This is a genomic window from Streptomyces tardus, assembly GCF_018101125.2.
GTDB lineage: Bacteria > Actinomycetota > Actinomycetes > Streptomycetales > Streptomycetaceae > Streptomyces > Streptomyces tardus.
Genome location: NZ_JAELVF020000001.1, coordinates 721,355 through 745,666 on the forward strand (window position 1 = coordinate 721,355; position 24,312 = coordinate 745,666).

At 72.1% G+C, this 24,312-nt stretch carries 24 protein-coding genes; 13 read left to right on the plus strand and 11 right to left on the minus strand.

Annotation, left to right across the window (positions count from 1 at the left end; all coding sequences use genetic code 11):
- Positions 1–104: 104 nt before the first annotated feature.
- On the plus strand, positions 105–752 hold the full coding sequence (locus tag JGS22_RS03110; RefSeq protein WP_211042606.1) for a TetR/AcrR family transcriptional regulator: 648 nt from the start codon (positions 105–107) through the stop codon (positions 750–752).
- Between the two features lie 181 nt (positions 753–933).
- Here the strand turns inward: JGS22_RS03110 and JGS22_RS03115 are convergent, their stop codons facing one another.
- Positions 934–1,614, minus strand: a complete 681-nt coding sequence (locus JGS22_RS03115; protein WP_211042605.1) for an FMN reductase — start codon at positions 1,612–1,614, stop codon at positions 934–936.
- 84 nt (positions 1,615–1,698) lie between these two features.
- Positions 1,699–2,793, minus strand: a complete 1,095-nt coding sequence (locus JGS22_RS03120; RefSeq protein ID WP_211042611.1) for an LLM class flavin-dependent oxidoreductase — start codon at positions 2,791–2,793, stop codon at positions 1,699–1,701.
- Positions 2,794–3,050: 257 nt separating this feature from the next.
- On the opposite strand from JGS22_RS03120, the gene JGS22_RS03125 reads away from it, so the two are divergent.
- The 4 genes from JGS22_RS03125 (at position 3,051) to JGS22_RS03140 (ending at position 9,657) form a co-directional block, all read left to right on the plus strand.
- The gene (locus JGS22_RS03125; RefSeq protein WP_211042604.1) at positions 3,051–3,419 is read left to right on the plus strand and encodes an MmcQ/YjbR family DNA-binding protein; all 369 of its coding nucleotides are present in this window, start codon (positions 3,051–3,053) and stop codon (positions 3,417–3,419) included.
- A 170-nt stretch (positions 3,420–3,589) separates the two neighbouring features.
- A complete protein-coding gene (locus JGS22_RS03130; RefSeq protein ID WP_211042603.1) occupies positions 3,590–4,312 on the plus strand; it encodes an ABC transporter ATP-binding protein in 723 nt (240 codons plus the stop codon).
- On the plus strand, positions 4,309–6,084 hold the full coding sequence (locus JGS22_RS03135) for a DUF6297 family protein (protein WP_216814824.1): 1,776 nt from the start codon (positions 4,309–4,311) through the stop codon (positions 6,082–6,084). Before JGS22_RS03130 ends, JGS22_RS03135 begins: the two co-directional genes overlap by 4 nt.
- Before the next feature lie 255 nt (positions 6,085–6,339).
- Positions 6,340–9,657, plus strand: a complete 3,318-nt coding sequence (locus JGS22_RS03140) for a tetratricopeptide repeat protein (protein ID WP_211039144.1) — start codon at positions 6,340–6,342, stop codon at positions 9,655–9,657.
- Positions 9,658–9,765: 108 nt separating this feature from the next.
- Here JGS22_RS03140 and JGS22_RS03145 read toward each other — a convergent pair whose 3' ends face one another.
- Positions 9,766–10,113: a hypothetical protein gene (locus tag JGS22_RS03145; RefSeq protein WP_211039143.1), complete on the minus strand. Its 348-nt coding sequence runs from the start codon at positions 10,111–10,113 to the stop codon at positions 9,766–9,768.
- A 4-nt stretch (positions 10,114–10,117) separates the two neighbouring features.
- Entirely contained in the window at positions 10,118–10,969 is an 852-nt protein-coding gene (gene mca / locus JGS22_RS03150) for a mycothiol conjugate amidase Mca (protein WP_211039149.1), read from the minus strand.
- Between the two features lie 177 nt (positions 10,970–11,146).
- On the opposite strand from mca, the gene JGS22_RS03155 reads away from it, so the two are divergent.
- Both JGS22_RS03155 and greA read left to right on the plus strand, forming a co-directional pair.
- Entirely contained in the window at positions 11,147–11,566 is a 420-nt protein-coding gene (locus tag JGS22_RS03155) for a DUF4307 domain-containing protein (RefSeq protein WP_211039142.1), read from the plus strand.
- Between the two features lie 143 nt (positions 11,567–11,709).
- Positions 11,710–12,207 carry a transcription elongation factor GreA gene (gene greA, locus JGS22_RS03160; protein WP_211039141.1) on the plus strand — a complete coding sequence of 166 codons (498 nt, stop codon included), beginning with the start codon at positions 11,710–11,712 and terminating at the stop codon, positions 12,205–12,207.
- 252 nt (positions 12,208–12,459) lie between these two features.
- Here greA and JGS22_RS03165 read toward each other — a convergent pair whose 3' ends face one another.
- The 3 genes from JGS22_RS03165 to ilvA form a co-directional block, all read right to left on the minus strand.
- Positions 12,460–13,374, minus strand: a complete 915-nt coding sequence (locus tag JGS22_RS03165; protein ID WP_211039140.1) for an ABC transporter permease — start codon at positions 13,372–13,374, stop codon at positions 12,460–12,462.
- Entirely contained in the window at positions 13,371–14,447 is a 1,077-nt protein-coding gene (locus JGS22_RS03170; RefSeq protein ID WP_211039139.1) for an ATP-binding cassette domain-containing protein, read from the minus strand. The genes JGS22_RS03165 and JGS22_RS03170 overlap by 4 nt, the downstream gene beginning before the upstream one ends.
- Before the next feature lie 78 nt (positions 14,448–14,525).
- Complete coding sequence (ilvA, locus tag JGS22_RS03175) at positions 14,526–15,743, minus strand: threonine ammonia-lyase (RefSeq protein ID WP_211039138.1); 1,218 nt, start codon at positions 15,741–15,743, stop codon at positions 14,526–14,528.
- Positions 15,744–15,895: 152 nt separating this feature from the next.
- On the opposite strand from ilvA, the gene JGS22_RS03180 reads away from it, so the two are divergent.
- The 3 genes from JGS22_RS03180 to JGS22_RS03190 all read left to right on the plus strand — a co-directional run bounded on the left by JGS22_RS03180 (position 15,896) and on the right by JGS22_RS03190 (position 17,525).
- The gene (locus tag JGS22_RS03180) at positions 15,896–16,498 is read left to right on the plus strand and encodes a MarR family winged helix-turn-helix transcriptional regulator (protein ID WP_211039137.1); all 603 of its coding nucleotides are present in this window, start codon (positions 15,896–15,898) and stop codon (positions 16,496–16,498) included.
- A gap of 209 nt (positions 16,499–16,707) precedes the next feature.
- A complete protein-coding gene (locus tag JGS22_RS03185; protein WP_211039136.1) occupies positions 16,708–17,265 on the plus strand; it encodes a sigma factor-like helix-turn-helix DNA-binding protein in 558 nt (185 codons plus the stop codon).
- Between the two features lie 11 nt (positions 17,266–17,276).
- Positions 17,277–17,525 (plus strand): hypothetical protein, encoded by a 249-nt coding sequence (locus JGS22_RS03190; RefSeq protein ID WP_211039135.1) that lies wholly within the window; start codon positions 17,277–17,279, stop codon positions 17,523–17,525.
- A gap of 230 nt (positions 17,526–17,755) precedes the next feature.
- On the opposite strand, the gene JGS22_RS03195 is transcribed toward JGS22_RS03190, so the two are convergent.
- Positions 17,756–18,898, minus strand: a complete 1,143-nt coding sequence (locus JGS22_RS03195) for a cystathionine gamma-synthase (RefSeq protein WP_211039134.1) — start codon at positions 18,896–18,898, stop codon at positions 17,756–17,758.
- Between the two features lie 32 nt (positions 18,899–18,930).
- Between JGS22_RS03195 and JGS22_RS03200 the strand changes: the two genes are divergently transcribed.
- Together JGS22_RS03200 and msrA are read left to right on the plus strand one after the other, a co-directional pair.
- Positions 18,931–20,112, plus strand: coding sequence for a hypothetical protein (locus tag JGS22_RS03200; protein WP_211039133.1), 1,182 nt, complete (start codon positions 18,931–18,933; stop codon positions 20,110–20,112).
- A 129-nt stretch (positions 20,113–20,241) separates the two neighbouring features.
- Positions 20,242–20,907, plus strand: a complete 666-nt coding sequence (gene msrA, locus JGS22_RS03205) for a peptide-methionine (S)-S-oxide reductase MsrA (protein WP_211039132.1) — start codon at positions 20,242–20,244, stop codon at positions 20,905–20,907.
- Between the two features lie 102 nt (positions 20,908–21,009).
- Here the strand turns inward: msrA and JGS22_RS03210 are convergent, their stop codons facing one another.
- The 3 genes from JGS22_RS03210 to JGS22_RS03220 all read right to left on the minus strand — a co-directional run bounded on the left by JGS22_RS03210 (position 21,010) and on the right by JGS22_RS03220 (position 23,796).
- Positions 21,010–21,372, minus strand: coding sequence for a VOC family protein (locus JGS22_RS03210; protein WP_211039131.1), 363 nt, complete (start codon positions 21,370–21,372; stop codon positions 21,010–21,012).
- 434 nt (positions 21,373–21,806) lie between these two features.
- On the minus strand, positions 21,807–23,084 hold the full coding sequence (locus JGS22_RS03215) for a L,D-transpeptidase (RefSeq protein WP_211039130.1): 1,278 nt from the start codon (positions 23,082–23,084) through the stop codon (positions 21,807–21,809).
- Positions 23,085–23,355: 271 nt separating this feature from the next.
- Positions 23,356–23,796, minus strand: a complete 441-nt coding sequence (locus tag JGS22_RS03220) for a hypothetical protein (RefSeq protein WP_211039129.1) — start codon at positions 23,794–23,796, stop codon at positions 23,356–23,358.
- Positions 23,797–23,910: 114 nt separating this feature from the next.
- Between JGS22_RS03220 and JGS22_RS03225 the strand changes: the two genes are divergently transcribed.
- Positions 23,911–24,273 carry a hypothetical protein gene (locus JGS22_RS03225; protein ID WP_211039128.1) on the plus strand — a complete coding sequence of 121 codons (363 nt, stop codon included), beginning with the start codon at positions 23,911–23,913 and terminating at the stop codon, positions 24,271–24,273.
- Positions 24,274–24,312: the final 39 nt, after the last annotated feature.

The following is a 24,312-nucleotide window of genomic DNA, read 5'->3' on the forward strand; positions in this document are numbered from 1 at the left end:
TGCGGTGTTCGAAACCGGCCGGGCGTCCGCACGCGCCCGGTCCGACTGTCCACACCGTACGCTAGGTGGAAGTTTTTCTTCCACCTGTCTCGCGAGGAGGCCCCATGCGCGCTGACGCACGCGCCAACCGACAGGCCGTGGTGGAGGCGGCGCGCTGGGTCTTCACGGAGGAGGGCACCTCGGTGGCCATGGAACGGGTCGCCGCGCGCGCCGGGGTGGGCATCGCGACGCTCTACCGCCGGTTCCCCAAGCGCCACGACCTCGTCCGCGCGGTGATCGTGGACATGTTGGAGGCGATCGGCGAGGCGACGGAGCGCGCCCGGGCGGAGTCGGGCGGCGACGCCGCGCAGGCGTGGGAGCTGTTTGTACGCTCGCTGGCCCGGCTGCGCTTCGGCCTGCTGGTTCCCACGCTCGCCCGGCACCTCGCCCCGAGCGTCGAGGACGACGCCGAGCTGCTGGCCCTCGCGGAGGAGCGGTACGCGGCAGCCGCCGACATCTTCGAACGCGCCCAGCAGGCCGGGCACCTGCGGGCCGACGTGACGCCGGTCGAATTGCAGATGATGCTCTCGGCGGTGGCCCGCCCGGTTCCGCGCATGCCGGAGGCGACAGGCACCCGGCTCGTGGAGCGGTTCGTGGAGGTGGTGATCGAGGGGCTGCGGGCCCGACCCGGCGTCCCGCCGCTGCCCGGCCTCCCGGTACACCGCGAAGAGCTGCTGGAGGCGGTCCGCACCGAACAGGTTTCCGAGGGGTGACACCTGCACCGGCCGCGCCCCTCCCCGGCACCACTGCCACACGTGTTCTCCCCGCGCACGGAACGTCCCCGCGCGCGGAGCATCCCCGCACACGCGGAGCGTCCCGAACACGCCGCCGCTCAGGGCGTGTTCGGGACGCGGTCCGCTGCGACCCGGACGGGCGTCACTGCCCGCGGGGGCCCTACTGGACGCCGAGCGCGGCCAGTTGGTCGGCGAAGGGCACGACCTCCTCGTCCCGCGGGCTCCCGTCCCGCGGCTTCCGGACCGCCGGGGCGGCACCGACGAGCGCGGCCAACTCACCTGCCGCACGGTCGATGCGGGACGGCAGGTCGGCTGTGTGCGCGTCCCCGCCGGCCCAATCCTCGGAGGCGGCGAAGACGGCCGTCGGCACCGGTGCGGCGCGCAGATGCGCGAAGAGCGGGCGCAGTGCGTACTCCAGCGCCAGCGAGTGCCGCGCCGTACCGCCGGTGGCCCCCAGCAGCACGGGGGTGCCGTCCAGCGCCTCGCGGTCCAGCACGTCGAAGAAGGACTTGAACAGTCCGCTGTAGGAGGCGGCGAAGATCGGGGTGACGGCGATCAGCGCGTCCGCCCGCTCGACGCTCTCCAGCGCCTCGCGGAGCGCGGGGCCGGGGAAACCGGTGACCAGGTGATGGGCGATCTCCGTTGCCAGGTCGCGAAGTTCGACGACGCGCACCTGCACCGAGCCCCCGCCCGGGCGGGGTTGGGCCTCGGCGTGCGTCAACTCCCCCGTACGGGCGTCGAGTCGGCGCACCACCGCCTCGACCAGACGGTCGGCGAGCAGCCTGGTGGAGGACGGCTTGCCGAGGCCGGCGCTGACGACAGTGAGGGTGACGGGCTCCATGACGGGCTCCTCTCCGAGGGGTGAACGGGGAGCGGGCGGCGGACGGGCGGCGCCCCGACGGGAACGCCGCGCCCGTCCGCGCGGTCAGGCGCCCGCGGTGGCGACGGCGGACGCCTGCGCCAGGCGCGCGGCGTGCGTCGGACCGTCCGGCACCTCCGCGGGGCGGCCCTTGGCGAACTCCTCCCGCAGCACCGGCACGACCTCCTCGCCGAGCAGGTCCAGCTGCTCCAGCACAGTCTTCAGCGGAAGGCCTGCGTGGTCCATCAGGAACAGCTGGCGCTGGTAGTCGCCGAAGCTCTCGCGGAAGGTCAGCGTCTTGTCGACGACCTCCTGCGGGCTGCCGACGGTCAGCGGCGTCTGCTCGGTGAACTCCTCCAGCGACGGCCCGTGGCCGTAGACCGGCGCGTTGTCGAAGTACGGCCTGAACTCCCGCACCGCGTCCTGGGAGTTGCGCCGGATGAACGCCTGGCCGCCCAGGCCGACGACGGCCTGCTCGGGGGTGCCGTGGCCGTAGCTCGCGAAGCGCCGCCGGTAGAGATCGATCAGCCGCTTGAAATGGTCCTTCGGCCAGAAGATGTTGTTGGCGAAGAAGCCGTCCCCGTAGTACGCGGCCTGCTCGGCGATCTCCGGACTGCGGATCGAGCCGTGCCAGACGAAGGGCGGTACGCCGTCCAGCGGACGCGGCGTCGAGGTGAAGCCCTGGAGCGGGGTGCGGAACTTCCCCTCCCAGTCCACGACGTCCTCCCGCCACAGCTGCCGCAGCAGCGCGTAGTTCTCGATCGCCAGCGGGATGCCCTGCCGGATGTCCTGCCCGAACCACGGGTAGACCGGCCCGGTGTTGCCGCGGCCCATCATGAGGTCGACGCGGCCGTCGGCCAGATGCTGGAGCATCGCGTAGTCCTCGGCGATCTTCACCGGGTCGTTGGTGGTGATGAGCGTCGTGGAGGTGGAGAGGATCAGCCGCTCGGTCGCCGCCGCGATGTACCCGAGGAGCGTGGTGGGCGACGACGGCACGAACGGCGGGTTGTGGTGCTCGCCGGTGGCGAAGACGTCGAGGCCGACCTCCTCGGCCTTGCGCGCGATGGCCACCATCGCCTTGATCCGCTCACCCTCGGTGGGTGCACGACCTGTCGTCGGGTCGGTGGTCACATCGCCGACAGTGAAGATGCCGAACTGCACCGCGTTCACCCCTTCCGTATTGTTGATGCTTCAACTACCACCCACAACATACCCTCCCCGCGCCGTATTCCCGGCCCGCGAGGAGAGGTCCGGCGACGGTCCGCGACGGGTTCGCGGCAGCCCGTCGCCGAAGTCCCTCGGACGCGGCGGGTACCCCCGGGGCCCGTGCGCGTACCCCGCGGTCCGTACCCCGGCGCACCTGCGGCCCGGCACCCGCGGGCGCCCGCGGGTACCGGTTCCGCCCTAGGCTGGGCGGCATGGACACCGACGACCGGCGGGACCCGCTGGAGCGGCTGCGCGAATGCTGCCTGGCCCTTCCCGAGGCACACGAGGGCACCACCGTGCACCACCCGAGCTTCAAGGTGCGGGACCGGACCTTCGCGATCCACGCCGACCGCGAGGGACCGGACGTCTGGATCAAGTCCACCGCGGAGGAGCAGCAGGAGCTGATCGCCTCCGACACCGACCGGTTCTTCAAACCGCCCTACCTCGGCCCCAAGGGCTGGGTCGGCGTCCATCTGGACCGCGAGCCGCCGTGGGACGAGATCGCCGAGCTGATCACCGAGGGTTACCGGTTGGCCGCCCCCAAACGTCTGGTCGCCCGGCTGGACGAGTCCGCGGACTGACACCGCGGGAGACCCGTACGGGCGGCGGCGGGGTGACGACCGACGAGGCGGACGGCGGAGTCCGGCGGAGGCAGGCACCGAGTCGAGCGGCGGCCGGAGGTCAACTGCAGGGCGGCCCCGCGCGTCCTTGCTTCCGGACAGCGGGCGGACGAGAGACGACGGGGTGGGAGATGCTGCGACTCGACCGGATCGAGCAGCGCTACGGCGCACGACGCGTACTGGCGGGGGTCAGCCTCGACGTCGCGGCGGGGCGCTGTGTGGCACTGACGGGTGAGAACGGCTCCGGCAAGTCGACGCTGCTGCGGATCGCGGCGGGACGCGAGGAGCCGAGCGCGGGCAGCGCGCTGCTGAACGGCGCGCCGGTCGACGAGGACGACGCCGACCGGCGTGCCGAGATCGCGACGGTACTCGACCAGGCGGCCTGCTACCCGGATCTCACCGTCCACGAGCACCTGATGCTGGTCGCGCTCGCCCACGGCGCCGACGACCGGGCACGGGCCCTGGTCGACTCCGCGCTGGAGGCGCACCGCCTCAGCGGCCACACCGACGCCCTGCCCGACGAACTCTCTTCGGGACAGCGGCAGTTGATGGCGCTGGCGACCGTGGCGGTACGGCCGTACCGGCTGCTGATCCTGGACGAGCCCGAGCAGCGGCTGCACGGCGACGCACGCGCGGAACTGGCCGCCCGGCTGCGGAAGGCCAGAGCACACGGCTGCGCGATCCTGCTCGCCACCCACGACCCGGAACTCGCCGAACAGACCGCCGATGCGACACACACCTTGTACGACGGCCGCCTCTGCTCCACCTCCCCGGGCGCCGCGACCGACGGCGACGGCGACGGCGACGGGAACCGCAGCAGGACCGACGGCGGAGAGGCTGACCCCGCACCGTGACCGACCGACCCGCCGCACCCCCTTCCGCTTCCGACGCCGACCACCGCGCGACCACCGCCGAGCACGCCGAGCCCGCCGAGCACGCCGCCGCCACCGACACCGCCCCGGCGCCCGCCGAGTCGGACGTCCCGCCGGGGGCCGAGCCCCACCCCGCCGTCGACAGCACCGAGTTCGCCCTCGCCCATCTGCGCGTACTGCGCCGCGGGCAACGCCGCGAGGACGCCCGCAGCACCCTGTACGTCATCTACTGCCTCGCCGTCTTCAGCTGCATCTGGGCCGTTCCCTACCTCGCTGCCGCGGCGAACGCGGCCCGCAGCGGCGCCGCCCAGGGGCTGATCGCCGAACGCACGCTCGCCGTACTGCCGTCGCTGGTCGTCGTGGTGACGGCGCTGGTGCTGCTGACGGGCGCACGCTCGGCCTGCTGGCGCGGACCGGTGCTGCTGAGCCGACCCGACGCGGCCTGGCTGCTGCCGCACCCGATCGTCCGGGCGCGGGTTCTGCTGCCGGTGCTGCGGCGGACCGCGCTGATCGCCGCTTCCGGCGGCGCGGTGCTCGGCGCGATGGCAGGCTTCGCGCTCCAGGCCGTGACGGCGACGCCCTGGTGGGCGACGACGTCGGCAGGGCTGTGGTGGGGCACGGTGACGGGGCTGCTCTGCACCGCGGTACGGGTGTGGGTCCAGCGCCGTCAGCAGCGTCTGACCCGGGCCGGTGCGCGGGAGTTCACGCTGCTGCGCGCCGGTGTCGGGCTGCTCGCCGTGTCGGCGGGCCTGGTCGCCTGCGCACGGCTCGCGCCCGGCGGGCCGGACTGGCCCGCGACGCTGCTGGTGTGGTCCGGGCCCTGGGCATGGCCGGCGCTTCCGCTCACTGCGGCGGCCGGACAGTTCGGGGGCGCGGCGGGCTGGGGGACGGCGGCGGCCGGAGTGCTGCTGAGCGGCGCCACCCTGGCGCTGCTGGGTCGGTGGGCGTTGCGCGACGCGCCGCGCGTGCCCGCCCGCGTACTGCGGCTGCAGAGCACAGTGGCGCACCAACTCACCGCCGCCCTCTACTCGTTCGACCTCGGCGGCGCTCGGCGCCTGGCCTCCGGGGTGTACCGCCGGGCGCCCGCACGGTGGCGGCCGGAGCCGCCGCGCACCCGATGGCTGCTGGTGCCCTGGCGCGATCTGCTGGCGCTGCTCAGGGCGCCCGGGCGGATGACCGGCACTCTCGTCTGGGCGCTCGCCGCCACCGCGGTGGTCCGGTTCGCGGCCGAGACCTCCGGCGAACTGCGCGTACTGGCCTCGGCGTTGGGACTCGCGCTGCTCAGCCGCGCGGCCGGCAGAGCGGCCGTCGGCGCGGAACTCGACGGCGCCGACCCGATGCGCTCCGGCCCGCTCCCCTGGCCCCGCGGCCGACTCGCCCTGCGGCACGCCCCGTTGCCCATCGCGGTGCTGGGCCTCGCGGTGGCGGCAGGCACCGCACTTCTGGCCGTCACCACCGGCCCGCAGCCGTCGACGCTCACGCTGCTCGCCGCCGTACCGGCCTGTACGGCGGCGGCGCTGGCCGGCGCGTACCGCGGGCAGATGCCCCCGCATCTGCTGATCGGCACCGACACCGCGATGGGCAACACCGGTGCGCTGAACGTGCTGCTGTGGCACTGCCGCGCACCGCTCGTACTGCTGCTGCTCGCCACGCCCGCGTATCCGCTGCTGCCGCATCCGTACGCCCTGCTGTGGTTCGGCGCGCTCACCGCGGGACTGCTCTGGTGGGCCCTCGTCCGGGCGCGCCGGCGCTGACCGCGGGCCGGCGTCAACACCGGTCCGGGCGCGCACACTTCGAACGCTTCCGGCCCGCGTCGCCCCGCGCGACCCACCGCCCGACGACGCCCGGCGCGCCCAAGTACGCGTACACGGGACCGAGTTGAGTGTCACCCATTCCGATCACATACGCGACCAACTCCCCCAACCCACCCCACAACCACGACGCGCGGGGTGTCGGTCGTGGCCGTAAAGCGGAAGACTTGCCCCCATCAGGTCTACAGAGAGGTACGCATGTCGGGGGCCAACAAGCTGAGAGACACTGACCGCGCTGAAGTCGAACGGCTGCTCGCCCAGGCCGTGGAGGAGGAGGTCCGGCGCTCGGGCGGCACGACGGACGGCAAGGTGCTCTACGCCAGGGCGCGCGCCTCGCTGCCCGAGATGACGGACCGGGTGCAGGAGGAGTACGCCGCCTACCTCAAGGCCCTCGACGCCACCGGCCCCCGGCACCTCTCCGAGCGCTTCACGACCAAGGCGCTCGGCCCCGCCATCGGCGCGATCTTCACGGCCTTCGTGGCGATCCTGCTCTTCGACCGCGAACACGGCTTCGACGACGCCATGAAAGCAGGCGGGGTGGTGGTGGCGTTCGGCGCCCTCGGCGCGGTCGCTCAGGTGCTGATCGCACACATGTGGGCCGCCCAGCGCGGCGCGGGCGCGCGTCATCAGCCGGGCGGGGTCGCCCAGTTGCAGCTGACCTGGATCACCGCGCTCGACGTCCGCGGCATCCGTCCGTACCTGGAGCAGCAGCGGATGGTGGCACCGCGCACTCTGCCCAAGCAGCGCAGCAGTGCCGGTGGGTCCGGGACCGGGCGGCAGCAGCCGAAGATCCGCGGCCGGGACCGCAGCGGCGAGGCGAAGCGGCGCAGTCAGCTGGAGGACTCCTTCCGTCATCTGCGGGTGCCGCAGGGGGTGTTCGCCGGCCGCAAGGAGTCGCTGAGCCAGATCGCCCAGTGGGTGCACCAGGCGCGGGCCAGTCCGCAGACCCGGCCGACCGTGGTCGTGCTGCACGGACCGGCCGGCTCGGGGCGCACCAACCTCGCGATCCGAGCGGCGCACGAGCTGCGCGACCAGTTCCGGGGCGCCTGCGTGGTGGACATGCGCGGCGACACCCGCGAGGGCAACCAGCTCTCCACCCGCGACGCGCTGCTGCATCTGCTGAACCGGCTCGGCGCGCCCAGGGAGCAGCTGCTCTTCCGCGGCAGTTCGGCCCGGGAGGGCGCCGGCGAGGCACAGCTGCGCCGACTGCAGGACCTGTTCCAGCGCACCCTGACCGGGGTGCCGGTCACCATCGTCCTGGAGGAGATCAGCGACGCCGAGCAGGTGGCGAGCCTGGTGCCGGAGCGCTCCGACAGCCTGGTGCTGGTCAGCAGCCCCGACCGGATCGAGCTGCCCGAGGAACTCACCGCCTGGGTGCACCACATGGAGGTCGGGGCGCTGGACTCGGCCGGTTCCGAGGAGGTGCTGCGCGCGGCCTCGCACTCCGCGGCGGAGGCGACCGGCGGCGACTCCACGGTGGACGACCCGTACGACGCCACCGCCCTGGAGCGGATCTCGGAGCTGTGCGGCGGGCTGCCGCTGGCGCTCCACCTGGCCGGCTCCGCGCTGGTCGGGCAGCGCACCGCGGCCCGGCTGGCGGACGAGTTGCAGGCGTACGGGCCGGACGCGGCGCTGGACCCGGTCCAGCGCGCCATGGCGCTGCGCTACGCCGACCAGAGCGAATCCGGTCGGCGGCTGCTGCGCAGGCTCGCGCTGGCCGGCCGGGCGAGCCTGGGCGCGGCAGCCGCGGCGGCGCTGCTGTCCACCGACGAGCGCGAGGCCACGCGCCAGCTGGAAGCGCTCGCCGCGGCGGGGCTGATCCAGCGGGTCCGCAGCACCCGCTTCCGACTCCACGGCCAGGTACGGCACTTCGCGCTGGAACGGCTCCTCGACGAGGAGCCGGCGGAGGACCGGGGCGCGGCGCAGGAGCGGCTGATCCGCTCGTACGCCGAGCTGGCCGACACGGTGATCCGGATGGTGGACGGCAAGACCTCCACGCGGGCCGGGGAGTTCGGCGGCCACGGCTTCAAGTCCCTCGAATCGGCGCTGCGTTGGCTGGACCACGAGTCGAGCTTCATCACCGCGGCGCTGCGGCACGCCGACGAGAGCGTCGACCAGTCGGCCGTACTTCATCTGCTCGGCGCGCTGTGCGACTACTGCCTGCTGCGCGGCGACCTCTACCGGCTGGGCGAGCTCAACGACCTCGCCCAGGCCGTCGACCGCGGGCTGCTGACCCGCTCGGTGCAGTGGCGCACCGGCGTCGCCGCCCGTCAGCTCGGCGAGCTGGACCACGCGCACACCACGCTGGCCTCCGTCGTCAACCTCTACCTGGAGGCCGAGCACCCGGCGGGAGCGGCGCGGACCCTGCGCGAGCTGGGCATCACCCTGCACCACCAGGGCCAACTGCGGGAGGCCGCGGCCAAGTTGCGGCAGGCGCTGGAGTTGCAGACCGGCGAAACCCTGCGCGGCGACCGGGCCTGGACCCTGCACGCGCTCGGGGCGGTCCAGCGGGACCGGGGTCGGGTGGACGAGGCGCTCGACATGCTGCAGCGCTCGCTCGGCCTGCACGAGGAGAACGAGTCCCTGCACGGCCAGGCGTGGGCGCACTTCCAGCTCGGCCAGACGCTGCTGCGCAGCGGTGATCTCCAGGAGGCGTACACCGAGCTGCACCAGGCGCTGGAGGACTACCGCCGCACCCAGGACGGCCGCGGCCAGGCGTGGGCACAGACCCAGCTGGCCCGGCTCCAGCTCTACGGCGGCGACGTCAGCGAGGCCGTGGAAGAGCTGCACGCCGCACTCGCCCGGCACCGGGAGAGCGAGGACGTGCGCGGCGAGGCGTGGTCGCTGTACTACCTCGGTCTTGCGCTGGAGGAGTCCGGGGACCGGGACAGCGCCGTCCAGGAGCTGGAGCGCGCGCGGTCGAGTTTCAGCCGGATGCGGGATGTGTACGGGCTGGCCTGTGCCCGGCACAACCTGGGCCGGGTCAGCCGGGACCAGCGCGCGGCACGTGCGGGGACCCTGCACAACAGCGGCTTCGCCCGTCAGCTGCTCCAGGACGCCAAGGCCGACTTCCAACGCGTGGGCGACGCCCACGGCGAGGCCTGGTCGTGTCTGGAGCTGGCCATCATCGAGGCCGGCAACGGCAAGTTCAGCCCGGGGCTGGCTCTCTCCGACGAGGCGCTGCGGCTGTTCACCGCGGGCCAGGCGGAGGACGGCGAGGAGGACCCCCAGCCGGCGGACCGCAGGGGCGCGGACTGGGCGCGCTTCCTGCGCTGCACCCTGCTGCCGTTCGCCTCGCCGGGCGGCTCGGCGGTCGGCGTCGCGGTCGCGCAGGAGGAGCTGGCGACGCTGCTGAGGGAGGACCACCAGAACCGCGACGCCTCGCTCCACGAGAGCGCGGAGGCGTACACGCTGATGCTGGAGCGGGGCATCGAGCTGAAGACGGGCTGGCAGGCCTGGCAGCTCGGCATGGTGCCGACCCGGCAGTCCCGCGACGTGGTGGGCGTCCTCGGCTGAGGGCGGCCCCGCCCGACGCACCCGCGCCGGGCACACCGCACGGCCGGGCACACCGGGCACACCGCACGGCCGGAGGGTCCTTTCCGGACTCTCCGGCCGTGTCGTTCTTCAGCTCCCGCTCGGGCCGCTCCGGCCGTCGTCACCCTGCCGCGCGCCGTCGCCCTCGCTCGCCGCGGATCCGGCGCCCGACCCGGAACCGGCATCCGACCCGGAACCGGCGCTGCGGGTCGCCGCTGCCGCGGGGGACGCGGCGGCGGGCTCGTCGAAGCGCTTGCCCTGGACCGCGTCCATCCGCCGCGTCATGGAACGCATCAGCGCCCACACCGCGAGACCCATCACCGCGAAGACCAGGAAGCCCAGGACACCGGGCGTCACCTTGCTCTCGTCGAGCTTGTCCGCGAGGAGCAGCAGCGACGACAGATCCGACTCATGGCCCAGGGGCACAGACGTACTCATGTGCTCAAGTGTCCCGGATGCCCGCGAAGAGGTCCGACTCGGGGAGGGAGGTCTCGACCCGCGACTGCGCGAGCTCGTACTCCTCGGTGGGCCACACCTCCTGCTGGAGCTCCATCGGCACCCGGAACCAGCCGCCCTCGGGATCGATCTGCGTGGCGTGCGCGATCAGCGCACGGTCGCGCACGGGGAAGAAGTCGGCGCACGGAACGTAGGTGGTCAGCTCCCGCTCCTTGCGCTGGAACTCGTCCCAGCGCTTGAGCCACTCCTCGTACGGCGACTCCAGGCCCCGCTCCAGCAGCGCGTCGTGCAGCGCCTGGGTGCGGGGGCGGTTGAAGCCCTGGTTGTAGTAGAGCTTCAGCGGGGTCCAGGGGTCGCCGGCCTCCGGGTACCGCTCGGGGTCGCCGGCGGCGTCGAAGGCGACCGCGCTGATCTTGTACGTCATGATGTGGTCGGGGTGCGGGTAGCCGCCGTTCTCGTCGTACGTGGTGATCACGTGCGGTCTGAACTCGCGGATGAGCCGGACCAGTTCGCCCGCGGCCTCGTCCACGTCCTGGAGGGCGAAGCAGCCCTCGGGGAGTGGCGGCAGCGGGTCGCCCTCGGGCAGGCCGGAGTCGACGAAGCCGAGCCAGGACTGCTTGACGCCCAGGATCTCCCTGGCCTCCTCCATCTCCTTGCGTCGGACCTCGTGGATGTGGGCTTCGATGTAGGCGTCGCCCTGGAGCTTGGGGTTGAGGATGGAGCCGCGCTCGCCACCGGTGCAGGTGGCGACCAGCACGTCCACCCCCTCGGAGACGTACTTGGCCATGGTCGCGGCGCCCTTGGACGACTCGTCGTCTGGGTGCGCGTGCACGGCCATCATGCGCAGCTGCTCGGTCGATTCAGTCAAGGCAGTCCTCGGTGATGTGTCGCGGGAGACGGCTTCTATAGTGACTAGCGAGTGCACGGACATATTCCGGCATCCCACCGACACTTCGCACCCCGCTGCTCGGGCACCGCGAGCCGCACCCGCCGCACCACCGCCGAGGAAGTGACCATGGCAGAGCCGCAAGTCCCGCTGCCCGCCGGGCGGTACGGGCGCTCTGCCAGCGACGAGGAGCGCACGGACCGCCGGTTGAAGATCGTCGGGGCCTGTCTGGGAGCTGCCGCGCTCGCCCTGATCGGGTGGATCGGTTTCGGACATATCTCCAAGGGCAGCGATGTGAACGCCGAGTTGATCAAGTTCAAGGTGATCTCGGACGAGGAGGTCCAGGCCCAGCTGGAGGTCCACAAGGACCGGGACCTGACCGGCGTGTGCACCGTTCGGGCGCTGGCGGAGGACAAGGGCGAGGTGGGCCGCAAGGACTTCACCTTCGAGCAGCGCGAGACCCGCATCGACGAGGTCGTCTCGCTGCGCACGACCGGTCGCGCCTCCTCGGCCCAACTGATCGGCTGCCGACCGGCACAGAGCAACTGACGGTCACCGCATCAACACTTTCCGCTCCCCCTTCTTCCGTTTCACGCGGTAATTGTTAAGCTCGATGTTTCGCCCGCCCTGGACAGCAGCAACCTTCAGGGCAGGGCGTTGCTTTATATCCCGAGTACTCGCAAGGAGCAGCTGTGACCCAGACCAGCGACAACGTCACCTGGCTCACTCAGGAGGCGTACAACCAGCTCAAGGCCGAGCTGGATGATCTGTCGGGTCCCGCACGAACCGAGATCGCCAAGAAGATCGAGGCAGCTCGGGAAGAGGGCGACCTGCGGGAGAACGGCGGCTACCACGCCGCCAAGGAGGAGCAGGGCAAGCAGGAGCTGCGGATCCGCCAGCTCCAGCAGCTCCTGGAGCGCGCGAAGGTCGGCGAGACCCCGCCCGACGACGGCGTCGTCGAGCCCGGCATGGTCGTCACCATCTCCTTCGACGACGACCCGGACGACACCCTGAAGTTCCTCCTCGGCTCGCGCGAGTACGCCAGCTCCGAGGTGGAGACGTACTCGCCGCAGTCGCCCCTCGGCAGGGGCGTGAACGGCAAGAAGGTCGGCGACGAGGCGGAGTACGAGCTGCCGAACGGCAAGCTCGCCGCGGTGCGCATCCTCGAGGCGAAGCCCTTCACCGGCTGACGCCCGCTCGAGGCCACGGCCGGCCGCGGAAACCGCGCCGGCCCCAGACGCGGCAGCGACCCCCGGCGCACACGGCGTCGGGGGTCGCTCCTCGCGCGGAGACGGGTCGACGGGTGGCGTCGGCGACGGGCTCTCGCGCCGGGTGCGTCGACGGATTCCCGCCACCGGGCGACGTCGTGCGCCATCGCCGAAATCCGCCCCCGGGCGACGTCAGCCGGACGTCGTCACCGGGCGCCCGCGTCGGGTGCCGTCTCAGACCGCGGCGGACCGGTACTTGCGCACCGCCAGCGTCCGGAAGACGACGATGATCAGCACCGAGTAGAGCACCGAGGCCAGCACCGGATGCTGCATCGGCCAGGCGTCCGGCGCCTGGTAGCCGGGGCCGAGGTTGCCGAACAGCTCACGGCAGGCCATCACCGTCGCGCTGAAGGGGTTCCACTCGGCGATGTGCGCCAGGAACGACGGCATGTTCTCCGAGGGCACGAAGGCCACCGAGATGAACGTCAGCGGAAAGAGCCAGATCAGCCCGCCCGAGGTCGCCGCCTCCGGCGTTCGCACGATCAGTCCGATCAGCGCGCCGATCCAGGTGAAGGCGTAACCCAGCAGCAGCAACAGTGCGAAGGCGAGCAGCGCCTTCGGCACCCCCTCGTGGAAGCGCCAGCCGACCAGCGCCGCCACCACAGCGAGCACCACCAGCGTCAGCGCCGTCTGGACCGCGTCTGCCAGGGTGCGGCCGGTCATCACCGCACCCCTGGTCATCGGCAACGACCGGAAACGGTCGATCAGCCCCTTGTGCATGTCCTCGGCGATACCCGCGCCGGCGCCCGCGGTGGCGAAGGTGACGGTCTGCGCGAAGATGCCCGCCATCAGGTACTCGCGGTAGCCGGCCGCGTCCAGGCCGAAGCCCGGCACGCTGATGGAGCCGCCGAAGACGTAGCTGAAGAGCACCACGAACATCACCGGCTGGACCAGTGCGAAGATCAGCACCTCGGGGATGCGGACCATGCGGATCAGATTGCGCCGGGCGACGATCAGGGAGTCGCCGACCGCCTGGCGCAGCCCGCCGCCGGACACGGGCGTCCTGGCGAGCGGGCCGCCGGACGCGGTACCGCCGCCGGTCGCAGGACTGCCGCCGGACGCGGGGTTCCCACCGCTGTACGTACTCATTCGGACACCTCTCTCGGCTCGCCCCCGGCGCGGCGCGCGCCGGCGCCGCCCCCGCCCGTTCCGTCCGTGCTTCCCGGCGCGCGCCCGCCGCCCGCGCGGTCGCCCCGCACTCCACCGGCCTCCTCCTGCTCGGCCGCGTGGCCGGTCAGCGAGATGAAGACGTCGTCCAGGGTCGGGCGCCGCAGCCCGATGTCGTCGATGCCGATGCCGCGCGCGTCCAGGTCGCGGATCACCTCGGCCAGCAGCCTGGCGCCGCCCTCGACCGGGACGGTCAGCCGGCGGGTGTGCGGGTCGATCGAGACCTCGCACTCCCCCCGGCGGTGTGCGGCCAGCGCCTCCCGAGCGGTGTGCAACTGCTCCCGCTCGCGTACGACGACCTCCACCCGTTCCCCGCCGACCTGCGCCTTCAGCTCGTCGGAGGTGCCGCGGGCGATGACCCGCCCGTGGTCGATGACGCAGATCGCGTGCGCGAGGCGGTCGGCCTCCTCCAGGTACTGGGTGGTCAGCAGAAGTGTGGTGCCGCCGGCGACCAGGTCCTGAATGACGTCCCACAGCCCCTGCCTGTTGCGCGGGTCGAGGCCGGTGGTCGGCTCGTCCATGAACATCACCGGCGGGCTGACCACCAGGGCCGCGGCCAGGTCCAGCCGTCGGCGCATGCCCCCGGAGTACGTCCTGGCCGTGCGGTCGGCGGCCTCGGCGAGGTGGAAGCGCTCCAGCAGCTCCCCCGCGCGGGCCTTCGCGTCGCGCGCGGAGAGCTGGTAGAGCTGCCCGACCATCCGCAGGTTCTCGCGCCCGGTCAGATACTCGTCGACGGCGGCGAACTGCCCGGAGAGGCCGATGTTGCGCCGCACCTCGTTGGGGCGGCGCAGGACGTCGATACCGGCGACGGTCGCCGAGCCGCTGTCGGGCCGCAGCAGCGTGGTCAGCACGCGCACCGCCGTGGTCTTGCCCGCACCGTTCGGGCCGAGGAGCCCGTAGACCGTCCCCTCGGGCACATCGAGGTCGACGCCGTCCAGCGCCCTGACGTCACCGAAGGACTTCACCAGGCCCTCGGCGTGGATGGCTCCTGCCATGTGGAATCTCCCAACACCTCTGTACGGCGCCTCCGCTCGCGCAGGGGCACGATCCGTACCGCCGCGGCGTCCCGTTCCTCAGCCCGTCACGACCCAGCCGGCGTCGTGGAGGGCGGCCCGCACCCGCGTCCGGTGGTCGGCTCCTTCTGTCTCCAACTGCAAATCCACCTCCACTTCGGAGAGCCCGAGACGCGGATCTGTACGGACATGCCCCACATCGAGGACGTTGACGTCCAGAGCCGACAACTCGCCGAGCAGCGAGGCGAGTGCGCCGGGCCGGTCGGGCAGCCGCAACCGCAGCGACAGATAGCGCCCGGCGGCGGCCATGCCGTGCCGCAGCACCCGCTGGAGCAGCAGCGGGTCGACGTTCCCGCCGGAGAGGACCGCGACCACCGGTCCGTCGAAGGCGTCCGGGTCCTCCAGGAGCGCCGCCACGGTGCTGGCGCCCGCTGGCTCCACCAGCAGTTTCGCCCGTTCCAGACAGAGCAGCAACGCGCGGGAGAGCGTCTCCTCGGCGACCGTGACCACCCGGTCGACGCGGTCCCGGACGATCTCGAACGGCACGTCTCCCGGCCTGCCGACCCTGATGCCGTCGGCCATGGTCGACGGCGCGTCCAGCGCGACCGGACGCCCCGCGGCCAGGGACGGCGGGAACGCCGCCGAGCCTTCGGCCTGCACTCCCACCACCCGTACGTCGGGGCGCAGTTCACCCACCGCCAGCGCGATTCCTGCCAGCAGACCGCCGCCGCCCACCCCGACGAGAATCGTCCGCACCTCGGGGCACTGCTCCAGGATCTCCAGGCCCACGGTGCCCTGTCCGGCGACGATGTCCGGGTGGTCGAAGGGGTGGATGAACACCGCTCCGGTGGTCTCGGCGAACTCCCCCGCGGCGCGCAGCGCGTCCTCCACCGTCTGGCCCCGCAGCCGTACGTCGGCGCCGTACTCCCTGGTGGCCGCCAGTTTGGGCAGCGGGGCACCGAGCGGCATGAAGACCGTGGAACGCACTCCCAGCAGGCGGGCAGCGAGCGCGACACCCTGTGCGTGGTTGCCCGCGCTCGCGGCCACCACGCCTTTGGCCCGCCGAGCTGCCGAAAGCCCGGCGATACGCACATAGGCCCCGCGGATCTTGAAGGAACCGGTGCGTTGCAGGTTCTCGCATTTGAGGTGTACAGGAGCCGAAACGAGCTCCTCGAGGTGGCGGCTGCCCTCCATCGCGGTAGTGCGCGCCACACCGCCCAACGCCTTGTCGGCGCTGGTCACGGCGTCAAGAGTCAGACCGGACGCACTGGGCCGCATGGAGCCCAGTGTGGCAGCGAACTGTGCACGCCGCCCAGCCTGCGAACGTCATTACAAAAGCCACGGTACGAGACAGCGACAAGCCGCGTACTCTGTGGCCCACCCTCAATCCGTCCACCGTCCCGTACATCAAAGAAGTGAGCTTCCCGCACATGCCCACTTACCCTGATTTGACGACCACCGACACCGTCGCTCCACAGGAGCCCAACGGCCTTGCTCCACAGCAGCAGAGCACCGGGCACAGCTCGGACCCGGGCGCCGAATCGGCCGAACTCCCCGGCCGCGGCACCGACTTGCTCGAGTCGATACAGCATCAGGTCGCACTGTTCGCGCGCCGGGCCGAACAGACCCGGCTCGGCGGAGTGGGCCAGGCACGCAACTCCATGGACCGTGCCGCCTACCTGCTGCTGAACAGGCTGGAGCAGGACGGCCCCACCGGTGTGAAGGCGCTCGCCGCCGCCATGGGGATCGACTCCTCCACCGTCACGCGCCAGGTCGCCCCGCTGGTCGACTCCGGTCTCGTCAAGCGCACTTCGCACCCGGCCGACGGTCGCGCCGTCGTGCTGGAGCTCTCGCCTCGCGGCGCCCACCGGCTCTCCGAAGTGCGCGCCTCGCGAAGGGACTTGATGGCGCTGCTCACCAAGGAGTGGACGCCCGAGGAGCGTGAGGTGTTCTGCGGTCTGCTGACTCGCTTCAACCGCGGCCTCGCAGAGGTGCACGCACCCTTCGGTCCTCGCGACGGCTCCGCCTCCTGAGACCCGCACAACCACCCGGGCCCGGCGTACGGCCCTCCAGCAGCGCGCCGGGAACCGACCCACACCGGCCCCGTACCGGTCCGCACCGGCCCCGCCCGCCGGTCGGCCGACGGCCCGCCGCCGCGCGCCCGCGACACGCGCCCGCCCCCGCTCCTGCGGGTTGCGGCACGCCCCTTGACCGGGCCCCCGGTGCGGCGCCTACTTGACCCATGGGGGACCGGGGAGCGGCCGAGGAGCGCCGCACGGCGGAGTTCGGCACGTTCGTGGCGGGAGCGTCGGGACGGCTGCTGCACCTGGGCGCCCTGCTGACCACCGAGCCGTTCGGCACGGCCTCACCGCACTCGCGCCCGTCCGACTCGCACCCGACCGACTCGGACACGGGCCCCGCGGCCCACCGCACGGACCTCGAACTCCTGCCCGCCGCCCGCAAGTTGCTGCTGCACGCGCTGGCCCGCACGTACGCCGGCTGGGACCTGCTGCGCCAGGAGGACCCGTACGACCGGACCAGACGCGAGCTGGTCGACCGCTTCAGCCACACCGCGCACCACCACCGGCGCTCGCGCGGCGGCACTCTCGGCCCGCTCGCACCGCACGAACGCGTCGTTCTGGTGCTGCGGCTCTTCGAGGACGTCCCGCAGGGGCAGGTGGCGGCGATGCTCGGCCTCTCCGAGGAGCGGGTCACCGCAGTGCACGAGCGTGCGCTGGAGACGATGCACCCGCTCGCCGTCGCGCGGTTCGGCAGGCACCCCGCCCGGACGCACGGCTGACGGCCGCGACGATGGCCGACCGAAGAGAACGAGGAGTCCGGCAGCTCCTGGACGGCCCGCACCCCTACGTGCCCCCGAACCTCGTCGAGGAGGCGACGGTGTGCGGCGGACAGCTGCTGCGGCGCCGGCGGCTGGCGCGGCGGCTGGCGCTGGCCGCGTCACTGCTGGCGGTGGCGCTGTTCACCGTGTGGGCCGTGCACAGTCAGCCCTGGCAGCGCGAACCCGCAACGCCCGCGCCCCCGCCCGGCATCGGCTGGTGAAGTCGGCCGCAGGGCGCTGAACACCCTTCGGACGGCGGGGTGTTGGTGGTTCCCGGGGCATCTGCGGCCTCTCGCGGCGCTCTCCTGCGGCGCTTCGCGGCGGGCGCGCGAAAGGGCCGACTCCCGTGGTACGGACGGGAGTCGGCCCCGGTGCTCCCGGTGCTCCCGGTGCTCCCGGTGCCGCGTGCGCGCGGCCGGCGGCGATCAGCTCGGCCGGCCGCGCGACCGGGTCAGCCGAGGGCGGTGCGCAGGTCCTCCAGGAGATCGTCGACGGACTCGATGCCGACCGAGAGCCGTACCAGGTCGCCGGGGACCTCCAGCGCGGAGCCCACGACGGAGGCGTGGGTCATCCGGCCCGGGTGCTCGATCAGCGACTCCACGCCGCCCAACGACTCGCCCAGGGTGAAGAGTTCGGTCCGGTTGCAGACCTCGACCGCGGCTTCCTCGCCGGCGGCGAGACGGAAGGAGACCATGCCGCCGAACGCCTTCATCTGCTTCGCGGCGATCTCGTGGCCGGGGTGGCCGGGCAGCCCCGGGTAGGCGACCGAGCTGACCTTCGGGTGGCCGACCAGCATCTCCGCCACCCGCTCGGCGTTGGCGCTGTGCCGGTCCATGCGCACGGCCAGGGTCTTGACGCCGCGCATCACCAGCCAGGAGTCGAACGGTCCGGCGATGGCGCCCATCGCGTTCTGGTGGAAGGCGAGTTCCTCGCCGAGCGCGGCGTCGGAGGTCACCAGTGCGCCGCCGACGACGTCGGAGTGACCGCCCATGTACTTGGTCGTCGAGTGCACGACGATGTCGGCGCCGAGCGCCAGCGGCTGCTGCAGGTAGGGGCTGGCGAAGGTGTTGTCCACGACCAGCCGTGCACCGACCCCGCGGGCGACGGCCGCGACCTGCTCGATGTCCGTGATGCCCAGCAGCGGGTTGCTCGGGGTCTCGACCCACACGACCTTCGTGCGGTCGGTGAGCGCGGCCCGTACCGCACTGGGGTCGGAGGTGTCGGCCACCGACCACTTCACGCCCCACCGCTCCGCGACTTTGGCGAAGAGTCGGAAGGTGCCGCCGTACGCGTCGTCGGGGATGACCACGTGGTCGCCGGGCACCAGCAGGGTCCGCAGCAGGCAGTCCTCGGCCGCGAGGCCCGAGGCGAAGGCGAGGCCGCGCCGGCCGCCCTCCAGCGCCGCGAGGTTCTCCTCCAGCGCGCTTCTGGTGGGGTTGGCGGAGCGGCTGTACTCGTAACCGCCGCGCAACCCTCCCACTCCGTCCTGCTTGTAGGTGGACACCTGGTAGATGGGCGGGACGACGGCTCCGGTGGCGGCGTCCGGCTCCTGTCCCGCGTGGATGGCGAGAGTCTCGAAGTGCTGGTGGCTCATGGGACGAGCCTAATGCGCCGTACGGTGTACACATGGAGTTCCTGCTGACCCTCATCCTCGTCGGGGCCGTCGTCGGCCTCTTCGTCGTCCCGATGATGCGCCGCCGCAGGGCGGTGAAGGACGCCGAACAGGGCATGGTCAGGTCGACCGACCGGCACAGCTACGGATTCGTGCCCACCGACCGGTTGGACGTACGGCTGCCGGGGCCCGACCCGGAGCTGGTCGACGCGCTGGCCGAGGTGCGGCGGACGCAGGACTGGCGGCCCGCGGCCCAGCTGCTCGCGCTCACCTCGGGCGGTGGCGACTGGGAGCTGCGGTGGCAGCGGGTGCAGTCGCTGGCCGGTGCCGCGGCGATGGAGCTGCGCCAGGCGCGCGCCGAGGGCGCCCCGGTGGACGCCCCGCCCGCCGACGGCCCCGAGAACGTCTCGTTCAGCAAGGAGCCGAAGGCCGCGGACGCCCGCTGGCTGCGGCACTGGCGCGCCGAGCAGCCGCAGGACCCCGGCGGTGCCCAGGTGTACGCGCAGTTCCTGGTCTGGCAGGCGCTCTCGGACCCCGGTTCGGCCGACCACCGCATCGTGCTGGAGGAGGCGCGCAACGTCGCCCACGAGGCCGCGGCGCTGAGCGCGGAGGACCCGACGCCCTACATCACCGAGCTGTTCGTCGCCCGCTCGCTGAGCTACCGCAAAGCCGACTTCGAGTCGTTGTGGCACCAGGTCACCCGGCGTTCCCGGGACCACATGGGCGCGCATCTGGCCGCGCTGCCGTACTGGTCGGAGAAGTGGCACGGATCCCGCGAGGAGGCGTACGGATTCGCGCAGAGCGCCGCCGGTGCCGCACCCGCCGGCAGCCTGCTGCCCGCGCTGCCGCTGTTCGCGGTCTACGAGCACCTGCCGGACGCGAACCTGGTGCGCAGCATGTACCAGTCCAAGACCATCGAGGACGCCATCGAGGCCGCCGAGTTCGCCGTCGACAGCGTCGCCGACGATCACCCGGTGCGTCCGCACGTGCTGCATCTGCTGATCTGCTTCCTGGTGCGCGCCGAGCGGTACGAGGAAGCGATGGAAGCTTTGCGGATCGTTGATGGTTATGTGGGTGCGGTGCCCTGGGTGAACAGCGAGAACCCGACCGGGGAGTACGCCGCCTACCGCGCGCTGGCCGTCGCCGGGTACGAGAGCGAGGGCGGCAACGCCCCCAGCACTCCGCCCGGCCACTGAGCACCCCGGCCACCGCGCCGGCCGAACGAGCGGCCGGTCCACCACGAGACCGGTCCACCGAGCGGCCGGTGCACCGCGCGGCCGGTGCACCGCGCGCAAGCCGAACATTCCGCCGACCGGGGAGTCCCGATGTTCTTCAACCCCTTCAAGAACCGCCTGCCGGAGCCGGACGAGGCGCTGGCGGGTCGGCCCGAGCCCGCCTTCGCCGTGCCCGAGCGGCACACCGTGCTCGGCAATCCACTGCTCGGCCCGTACCCGGAGGGCCTGGAGATCGCCGATTTCGCCATGGGCTGCTTCTGGGGCGCCGAGCGCGTCTTCTGGCAGCGCGAGGGCGTGTGGACCACGCTCGTCGGCTACCAGGGCGGCCACACGCCCAACCCGACGTACGAGGAGGCGTGTTCCGGCCACACCGGGCACACCGAAGCGGTGCGCGTGGTGTACGACCCGGCCGTCGTCACCCACGCCGAGCTGCTCCGGCTGTTCTGGGAGTCGCACGACCCCACCCAGGGCTTCCGGCAGGGCAACGACCGGGGCACCCAGTACCGTTCGGCGATCCACACCCACTCCCCCGTGCAGCAGGCCGAGGCCGAGGCGTCGCGGGAGGCATACCGGAAGGTCCTCGGCACGGCGGGCCACGGCGACGTCACCACCGAGATCCTGCCCGCCGCCGACCGCCCCTTCTACCCGGCCGAGGGCTACCACCAGCAGTATCTGGACAAGAACCCCGACGGGTACTGCGGCATCGGCGGCACGGGCGTCTCCTGCCCGGTGGGCATCGCTCCGGCCGAGGGCTGAGCAGCCGCGCCGCCCCGGTCCAGCGGTCGGGTCGACTCGCCCGGTCGGTACGGGAGTTGAACGTCGCCGGCGCACCGAGCGCCGGCGACGGGCGTTGCCGCCCTACCACTCCACCAGGGCGAACGGGTGCCCCTCGGGGTCGGCGAAAGTACGTGTCGAGTCCTCGGACTCGATGTCGAGCGGCTGACCGCCCAGGCTGATGATCTCGCGCTCCGCGGCGTCCACATCGGCGACGGCGAGACGGACCTCCGGACCGGTGGCACCGGTCTGCGGCCAGACGGGCGGCACCATCTGCTCGTTGCGCCGGATCAGCAACTGAACGCCCTGCGGCTGGACGACGCGCAGATGGGTGAGGTCGGGCTGCACCTGTATCTCGGCACCGCCGAGCAATGCGGCGTAGAACTGCGCGAGTTGCTCCGGCTCCCTGGAGTCCAGCACCAGCAAGAGTGCCCTGCTGTCGGTCATGGTGTCACTCGCCTCCGGTTCTGCTGCGGTGGCGCGGCACCCGGCCCGACCACTTCACGGAAGGTGGCGGCCGGGCGCCGCATGTCCTCCCCTGTGACCTACCCCTGCCGACCCGCCGCACGCCTGCGGGCGGCGACTCCCGCCGCCCGGCCCGCAGCACCGGGTCCCGGTCGAACTCACCTGCCCCGAGGGGATGTTGACGGCCGCTCGCGAGCACTGCGCGGCGGACCGCGCCGCCGGGCGGACCGCCGCGAAGGGGGCGGGCACGACGACGTCACCCCGCCGACGGCCTCGGGCCGAACGACGGGGTGACGGAATGCGGAGCAGGACGCGGATGCCCTCACGGGGTGCGTCGCGGAACGCGGAGAGTCGCTTCCGGAAGGACCAGCGCACGGAAGGACTGCGCCTCCGGAAGGGCCGCGCCTCCGGAAGGATCAGACGGCGGAGCCGGCCTTCCACTTCTCCCAGGACATGTTCCAGCCGTTCAGGCCGTTGTCGGGGGCGATGGTCTTGTCGGCGGAGTTCTTCACGGTGACGACGTCGCCGAGCATGGACTCCTTGTAGAACCAGTAGCCGTCGGCGCCCTTGTCGTTGCCGCCCTTGACGTCCTTGAGGCCGACGCAGCCGTGGCTGGCGTTGCCCGAACCGAAGGGAGCGCCCCAGTAGTTGCCGTGGATGAAGGTGCCGGAGGTGGACAGGCGCATCGCGTGCGGCACGTCCGGGATGTCGTACTCGCCCTCGCCGTCGTCATCGGTGAAGCCGACGGTGGCGCCGTTCATCCGGGTCTTCTTGAACCGCTCGGAGATGACCATCTGGCCGTTCCAGGTGGGGCTCTCGTTGGAACCGGCGGAGATCGGGATCTTCTTGATCGTCTTGCCGTCGCGGACCACGGTCATCTGGTGGCTCTTGGCGTCGACGGTGCTGACCTGCGAGCGGCCGACGGTGAAGCTGAAGCTGCGGTCCTGGACGCCGGTGACGTTCTCCGAGCCCTTGACACCGTCGAGCGCCATCTTGACGTCGACCTCGGAGCCGCTCTTCCAGTACTCCTGCGGACGGAAGTCCAGACGCCGCTCGTTGAACCAGTGGCCGACGATCTCCTGACCGCCGGAGCTGCTGACCCGGATCGCGGTCTGGACTTCCTTGCGGTTGGTGATCGGCTTGTCGAAGTTGATGGAGACCGGCATGCCCACGCCGACCGTGGAGCCGTCCTCGGGGGTGAAGTGGCCGATGAAGCTGTTGGCCTGCGAGACGGTGGTGAAAGTGGAGTTGTTCGTGGTCTCCCGGCCCTTGCCGTCCTCGGCGACCGCCTCGATGCGGTACTCGGTCGCGCGCTGGAGCGCACCGGAGGGAGCCCAGCTGGCGCCGTCGCCGGATATCTCCCCCTCGACCGCGGTGCCGTCCTTGACGGCGGTCATGGTGACCTTGTCGAGCTTGCCGCCCTTGACGCCGACCTTGGCATCGCTGTTGATGCCGACGTTGTCCGCGCCGTTCTTCGGGGTGATGGCGATCTCGGCGGCAGAGCTTTCCTTGTCCCCACCCTGCTTGCCGGCCTCCGTCTCCGAGGAGTCCCCCTTGGAGCCGTTCTTCTTGTCGTCGTCACTGCCGCTGTCGCCGCCTCCGCACGCGGTGAGCACGAGTGCTCCACTCAGCAGTGCGGCGGTCACCGCGAGCGCGTTGCGGTGCTTGCTGGCAGTCTTCACACGCTTCTCCATCACTCCGTGCCCCTGAGTCCCCTGGGTCGCGCTCCCGCTCGAAACGGGCATGCGACATCACAGTTCTACGTAAGAGAACGCGATGCAGCTGTGGTGCGTTCCACCCCGAATTGCACTGTGGGCCAAACACTAACGGCCACCGGCTTCACCGAGCGACCCTCACGACGGAAACCGACAGGCCGGAACAGATTTGAGTCCTGTTCGAGACCGGATGGGACAGAACTGCTTCACACGGACGGCAGTTCACGATCGACGACATATCAGTTTCGTACTACATGTCCCCATTGTCTGTTTTGCCCGAGCGCTCTCCGGCGGCGTCCCGACCGCCGGTCGAGCCCTGACCCGAACCGCCCCCGAAGTCCTCCTCGAACCTGTCGGCGAAGCCGTCCGCGTCCTCGAACCACGCACTGCCCGCGAGGTCGCGGGCAGCCGACTCGTCCAGCATCTCGCTGCTCCAGGACGCCTGGGCCAGCTCGACACCCGGGGCACCGTCGACCAGCCGGATCGGATCGACGAGCTGGGCGACCGCCTCCGCCGCACCGTCGAGCTCGTCCCCGACCGCACTCAGGGTCGTACCGCGCTGCTCGTCGGGGAGCGCGTCCCCCTGCTCCACATGCTCGACTGCCGCACCCATCAGGGCGTCGACGTCGGACACTTCGAGCACCATTTCCACTTGAAGCCGTACATAGCTGGACACGCCTTCGCTCGTCATGCCACGGAGGCTAGGGGGCGGCGGAATCCCGACTTCCGCACGACCCGCCGCGATCGTTAACATCGGCCTGCGCACCGCCGATTCGCCGTCTGACCACTCGAAGGGTTGCCCCTCGTGGCCGCACACCATCGCCCTCTGACGACCGCCGTGATAGCAGGGGGCGTCCTCTGCGCACTGTGGTTCGTACCCACGGCGAACGCCTCGTACGAGAGCGAAGAACCCGCTCCCCCGTCGACCGTGCGCACCGCACAGCACGCGGAGTCGAGCGAGGCGGACGGCTCCTACGTCACCGTCGAGCGGGCCGACGGCGAAGCGGGCGGGGCCGACGCCGCCCCGCAGCCCGCACACGGCCCGCGACTGGCCGACACCGGCGGCGTGGACACCGCCCCGTATCTCACCGGCGGACTGGCGTTCCTGGCGGTGGGAGCCGGTCTGGTGGCGCACTCGGTCCGCCACCAGCTCCGCTCCGTCGCCTGATCCACCGGGCCGGTCAGCCCGCCCACAGGCCGCCGCCGG